Here is a 6,205-nt window from a genome sequence, read left to right as displayed (position 1 = left end):
CTGGCCCAGCGCCGGACCGCGCTGGCCAGGCTGTCGCGCCGCGGCGTCGGCGACAAGCCGATGATCGTGCTGACCACGGGCAACGCGGCCGTGCAGCGGGTGCCGGCGCGCGATCAGGTCGCAGCGCAGGCGCTGTCGGTCGCGCCGGGCAATGTGGTGCCGATGGACTCGGTCGTCGCCTGGCTCGAGCACAACGGCTACACGCGGTCATCCACCGTGCGCGAGCCCGGCGAATACGCCGTACGCGGCGGCATCCTCGATCTTTTTCCGGCCGGCCTCGACCAGCCGGTGCGCTTCGACTTCTTCGGCGACAGCCTGGAATCGATCCGCACCTTCGATGCCGAAACCCAGCGCACGCTGCTCGACATGCGCGGGCTCGATCTCGTGCCGGTCTCGGAATTCCAGCTCACCACCGAAACCATCCGGCGTTTCCGCATGGGCTACGTCGCAGCGTTCGGCGCGCCGGAGCGCGACGACCAGCTCTATGAGGCGGTCTCCGAGGGACGGCGTCATCCCGGCATGGAGCACTGGCTGCCGCTATTCCAGGAGCGGATGGACACGCTGTTCGATTATCTCGACGGCGCCACGATTGCGATCGAGCCGCAGGGTGAGGACGCCGCGCGCGAACGCTTCACGCAGATATCGGACTATTACGACGCGCGGCGCGAAGCGCTGGAGCATCCAGGCAGCGGCGCGATCTACAAGCCGCTGCCGCCGGACAGACTGTATTTGACCGAAGCCGAATGGACCAGGCTGCTCGGTGAGGTGCCGCTGGCACGGCTGACGCCGTTTGCAGTGCCGGAAGGCACGGCAGACATGTTCGACGCCGGCGCGCGGCAGGGCCGCAACTTCGCGCCGGAACGTGCCGACACTAACGTCAACGTGTTCGAGGCCGTGGTCGGCCATATCGGCGCGCTGCAGTCGCAGCGCAAGAAGGTCATCGTCGCGCTGTGGAGCGAAGGCTCGCGCGATCGCATGGGCGCGATGCTGCGCGACCACAAGCTGCTCAACACCACCAGCGTCAACACCTGGCGGATCGTGCAGGCGACACCGCGCAACGAGACCATGCTGGCCGTGCTCGGCATGGAGTCCGGCTTCGAGACCGACGAATTCGCCGTCATCAGCGAGCAGGATATTCTCGGCGACCGGCTGGTGCGGCCGCGCAAGGCGAGCCGCAAGCTCGACAATTTCATCTCGGAGGTGACGAGCCTTGCGACCGGCGATCTCGTGGTGCACGTCGAGCACGGCATCGGCCGGTTCGTGGGCTTGCAGACGCTGGAAGTCTCCGGTGCACCGCATGACTGTCTCGAGCTGCATTATGCGGCGGAGACAAAACTGTTCCTGCCGGTCGAGAACATCGAGCTGTTGTCGCGCTACGGCTCCGACAGCGCCAATGTCGAGCTCGATCGCCTGGGTGGCGGCGGCTGGCAGGCGCGCAAGGCCAAGCTCAAGAACCGCATCCGCGAGATCGCGGGCGAATTGATCAAGATCGCCGCCGAGCGGCAGTTGCACGAGGCGCCGAAATTCCCGCTGCAACCGCACGTCTATGACGAGTTCTGCGCACGCTTCCCCTATGAGGAGACCGAGGATCAATTAGGGGCCATCACCTCGACCTTGAATGACCTCGAAATCGGCCGCCCGATGGATCGGCTGATCTGCGGCGACGTCGGCTTCGGCAAGACCGAGGTGGCGCTGCGTGCGGCCTTCGCCGTGGCGCTCGAGGGCAGGCAGGTTGCGGTCGTGGTGCCGACCACGCTGCTGGCGCGCCAGCACTCACGCACGTTCACCGAACGCTTCCGCGGTTTCCCGGTCAATGTCGCGCAGGCGTCGCGGCTGGTGTCGACCAAGGAGTTGAACCAGGTCAAGAAGGGGCTCACCGACGGCACGGTCGACATCGTCGTCGGCACCCATGCGCTGCTCGGCAAGACAATCAAGTTCAAGGACCTCGGCCTTCTGATCGTGGACGAGGAGCAGCACTTCGGCGTCAGCCACAAGGAGCGGCTGAAGCAGCTGCGCGCCCAGGTCCATGTGCTGACGCTGTCGGCAACCCCGATCCCCCGCACGCTGCAACTGGCGCTGACCGGCGTTCGCGAGCTCTCGATCATCGCTTCGCCGCCGGTCGACCGTCTTGCGGTGCGCACCTTCGTCGCGCCGCATGATCCCTTGATGATCCGCGAGGCGCTGCTGCGCGAGCGCTACCGCGGCGGCCAGGCGTTCTATGTCGTGCCGCGGATCGAGGATCTCGCGGGCGTCAAGGATTTCCTCGACAAGAACGTGCCGGAGATGAAGGTCGCGGTCGCCCACGGCCAGATGCCGCCGACCGTGATCGAGGACATCATGTCCGCGTTCTACGACGGCAAATACGACATCCTGCTGTCGACCACGATCGTCGAGTCCGGTCTCGACATCCCGAACGCCAACACCCTGATCGTGCATCGCGCCGACATGTTCGGCCTTGCCCAGCTCTATCAGCTGCGCGGCCGCGTCGGCCGCTCCAAGCTGCGCGCCTATGCGCTGTTCACGCTGCCGGCGCAGCAGAAGATCACGGCGCAGGCGGAGCGGCGGCTCAAGGTGCTGCAATCGCTGGAGACGCTGGGCGCCGGCTTCCAGCTCGCCTCGCACGACCTCGACATCCGCGGTGCCGGCAATTTGTTGGGCGAAGAGCAATCCGGCCACATCAAGGAAGTCGGCTTCGAGCTGTACCAGTCGATGCTGGAGGAGGCGATCGTCAACCTCAAGGCCGGCGTCGCCGAGCCCGCCGCCGACCGCTGGTCGCCGCAGATCACGATCGGCATGCCGGTGCTGATCCCCGAGGATTACGTCAACGACCTCAGCGTGCGGCTGTCGCTCTATCGCCGCCTCGCCGATCTCGACACCGACGAGGACATCGACGCCTTCGCCGCCGAGATGCGCGACCGCTTCGGCGTGCTGCCCGACGAAGTCCGCTATTTGTTCAAGGTCGCCGCGATCAAGGCCTACTGCCGCCGTGCCAATGTCGGGAAGGTCGATGCCGGCCCGAAGGGCGCCGTGATCGCATTCCGCGACAACAGCTTTGCGCATCCGGAGCGGCTGGTGACGTTCATCCGCCAGCACGGCCAGGCCGCCAAGGTGCGACCCGACATGAAGGTGGTGTTCTTCCAGGAGTGGGACACGCCGGAAGAGCGGCTCGCCGGCACCACCGAGATCCTGCGCCAACTCGCCAATCTCGCCGAGAGCAAGAAGGCGGCGTGAGCCTTCGCTCATAGCGCTGATCGGGTCGGCGCGCTCAGGCTGTGCGGGAGATCACACATCGCTTGCTGAACGTGAGCTGCACTATTCTGTGTGCGGTACCGTGCACACGGCAGCTACGCTCTCTTAGCGCTTTTGGTTTCAACACAGCGTTATGTTGGATCGGGGATTTTGACTGGCATGGGTGTTGCCGGTATGTTTTGCATCTCAAGCTCGGTCTCAGCCGTACTGAAAGCCGCAAGCGCGCACGATGCATCAACTCCATTGCCGGTTGCTTTTCATCGGGCTTTGCCTTGCGTTGACCGTTCTGCCGATCGAGGCCTTCGCTGGCACGCGCTTGGCGCTGGTGCTCGGCAACAGCAAGTATCAGGCCGTTCCCGTCCTCGGTAATCCTGCCAATGACGCAGCCGATCTCGCCACGGCTTTGCGCGGCATGGGCTTCAGCGTGATCGAAGCGCGCGACGGGACCCGCGGCGCCATGGCCAATGCGGTGCGCGATTTTTCCACGCGGCTGAGCAGTGCCGACGTCGCGTTGTTCTTCTACGCAGGTCATGGCCTGCAGATGAACGGTGAAAACTATTTGGTCCCGGTCGACGCGAAAATCGACACGCCGGCGGACGTGCGCTTCAACACCGTGAACCTGACCGACATCCAGCAGGAGATGGAGGGCACAGGACGCGCCAACATCATCATCCTTGATGCCTGCCGCAACAATCCGTTTCTCGAGAAGCTCGCGCGCGGCAGCCGCGCGGCGCCCAGTCGCGGGCTTGGCCGCGTCGACGCCAGCGGGCAGGGATCGCTGATCGTCTATTCGACGCAACCGAACAACGTTGCGCTCGACGGCGCCGGACGGAATTCGCCGTTCACTGCTGCGCTGCTGAAACATATCGCGACACCCGGCATCGAAGTGCGGCAGATGCTGTCCAGGGTTCGCGGCGACGTGCTCGCGGCAACCGATCAGAAGCAGACGCCCTGGGACAGTTCCTCTCTGGTCGGCGACGTCTATCTGGCGGCTCCGCCGCCCCGGTCGTCAGCGGCTCACAGCCCTCAACGTCGACGCAACCGGCTGCGGCGTCCCAGGCGGCAGCAGGAGGCGTGGAACAGTTGGCTGCGGCTGCGCAGCAGGCGACGCCGCCAGCCGAGGCGCAGCGCGTCACATCCCCGGCGCCGCAGGGGGGCGCGGACAGCGAGTGCGAGCGCGCGGCCGCGCCTGCGCCGCCATTCGCCAGTCCCGACCAGTTGAAGATCGACAATACGCATGATTTTGCGGCCGCGGTCCCGATCTGCGAGGCGGCCGTGCGGGCCAGTCCCGACCAGCCACGTCTGGAATTTCTGCTCGGCCTGGCCTACGGCGGAACGAAGAACTACATGGCGGCGCAACGCTATTTGACCAAAGCTGCGGATGCCGGCTATGCACCGGCGCAAGGCAAGCTCGGGGTGTATTTTGCGACGGGGCGCGGGGTCGTCAAAGACATGCCGCGCGCTTTCGAGCTCTTCAGCAAGGCGGCCGCAGCCGGCGAGCCGGGCGCGATCAGCAATCTCGGTGCGATGTATTCCAATGGCAATTTCGTCAAGAAAGACGAGGCGAGAGCACTCGAGCTCTATCAGAAGGCAATCGAGGCGGGCAATCCTTTCGCCCTTGCCCAGACCGGCTTGATGTACTTCTACGGCAAGGGAACGCCACGCGACTACGGTATGGCTGCGCAGTATTTTCAGCAGGCGGCCGATCTCAACGACGGATTTTCTCTCAAATACCTTGCCGTCATGCAGGAGCGAGGATTGCTCGGGCCACCCGATGCGGCCAAGGCGGCCGAGCTGCGGCGCCGCGCAGTCCAGGTCGATCCGGGGAGCCAGGACCCAAACGTGCCAAAGGAGCTGAATGCAAGCGGGCCGCGACGCGCGTCCGCCGTCCATCACGTGCGCAGGATCTACTACTATCGCTTCGTCGGCTGCAGATGGCCGTGGTGCTGACGACTTCGCTGCTCGTCGGACGTGCCGGCAGTGGCCCGCTCGGTACAACACGAGTCAAGCGGCCGTTAACGTTGGAGTGACGGCGCTGGCTTGCGAAGGAAGGGCGGGGTGCGCTGGCTCGGATCGCGCGAACGGCAATCACACGTGCCTCTCCATTCCAAGGAACCCCAAATAGATTGTCCGGTGCCAGCTTCTGACCGGCTCATCGTTGCATATTGTTTTTTGCAATTCCGGAGCAGCCCCGAAGAGGTACTCGCCGGGGTTGTCAATCTCGCGTACCTTTTCGTTCACTTTCTGAGCAGTGTTTTTGTATTTCAGGGCAGGGGTCTTTCGTGAATGCGATTACCGTTGCGCCGGCGCTCGCGTTGAAGCGCCCGGCGGACCATTTGGCGGAACAACCGAAAGTAGTCGTTGATCGTTCGACCGACGCCGCGCCAGTCAAGTCGGATGTTGTTTCGTCGAATGCCGACGCTCCGAAGCCTGCCTATCCTGCGGCCGCCAAACTGCCCACTCAGGTCGGTCCAAGAGGACTGCAATTTGACTTCAATGACGGCGCGCGAATTGTTTGCCCTCATGGCGAGCATCCCTGGAAGGTGAGGATTCGCGATCTTGACACCGGCAACGTGCTGTTCGAGACGGAATTCGCCGGCGGCTATGTCAACAGCAGCAAGCGCTACTACGTCCGTTTCGGAATAGAAGTCTTCCAGCAAGGCGCTTCCGTCCTTAATCATGAATACTCGGCGAAAGATCGCGCTGTCCTGATCCAGTTTCCGGTCGGAACGCTCGGCGACACGCTGGGATGGTTTCCCTATGCCGTGAAATTCAAGGACAAGCAGGGTTGCAAGCTGAGCTGCGCCATGGGGGCGCCGCTGATCGAATTGTTCCGCGACGCCTATCCGGACATCGAGTTCATCACCCACGAAGAGGTCAAGCCGGAGCGATATTACGCGACCTACAGCGTTGGCTTGTTCTTCGACGACAAGGATTGCGTCTACCAGCCGACCGA

Annotated in this window: 4 protein-coding genes; all 4 read left to right on the top strand. The window is 64.0% G+C overall.

Features of this window, described 5'->3' with window-relative positions; translation table 11 throughout:
* Positions 1-3,231: transcription-repair coupling factor (mfd, locus tag FNJ47_RS43960; protein WP_163162757.1), on the top strand; the 3,231-nt coding region annotated here is incomplete at its 5' end.
* A 295-nt stretch (positions 3,232-3,526) separates the two neighbouring features.
* The gene (locus tag FNJ47_RS43955; RefSeq protein ID WP_163162755.1) at positions 3,527-4,471 is read left to right on the top strand and encodes a caspase family protein; all 945 of its coding nucleotides are present in this window, start codon (positions 3,527-3,529) and stop codon (positions 4,469-4,471) included.
* Positions 4,468-5,199: a tetratricopeptide repeat protein gene (locus FNJ47_RS43950; protein ID WP_163162753.1), complete on the top strand. Its 732-nt coding sequence runs from the start codon at positions 4,468-4,470 to the stop codon at positions 5,197-5,199. Before FNJ47_RS43955 ends, FNJ47_RS43950 begins: the two co-directional genes overlap by 4 nt.
* A gap of 332 nt (positions 5,200-5,531) precedes the next feature.
* Positions 5,532-6,205, top strand: a 674-nt coding sequence (locus FNJ47_RS43945; RefSeq protein ID WP_347341803.1) for an autotransporter strand-loop-strand O-heptosyltransferase, incomplete at its 3' end; no start/stop codon positions are given.

Origin of the sequence: Bradyrhizobium uaiense, from assembly GCF_010811875.1 — a bacterium.
In the GTDB taxonomy this organism is placed as follows: domain Bacteria; phylum Pseudomonadota; class Alphaproteobacteria; order Rhizobiales; family Xanthobacteraceae; genus Bradyrhizobium; species Bradyrhizobium uaiense.
Note: the sequence above shows the minus strand (reverse complement) of the source record. Positions and strands in the feature narration are given on the sequence as shown.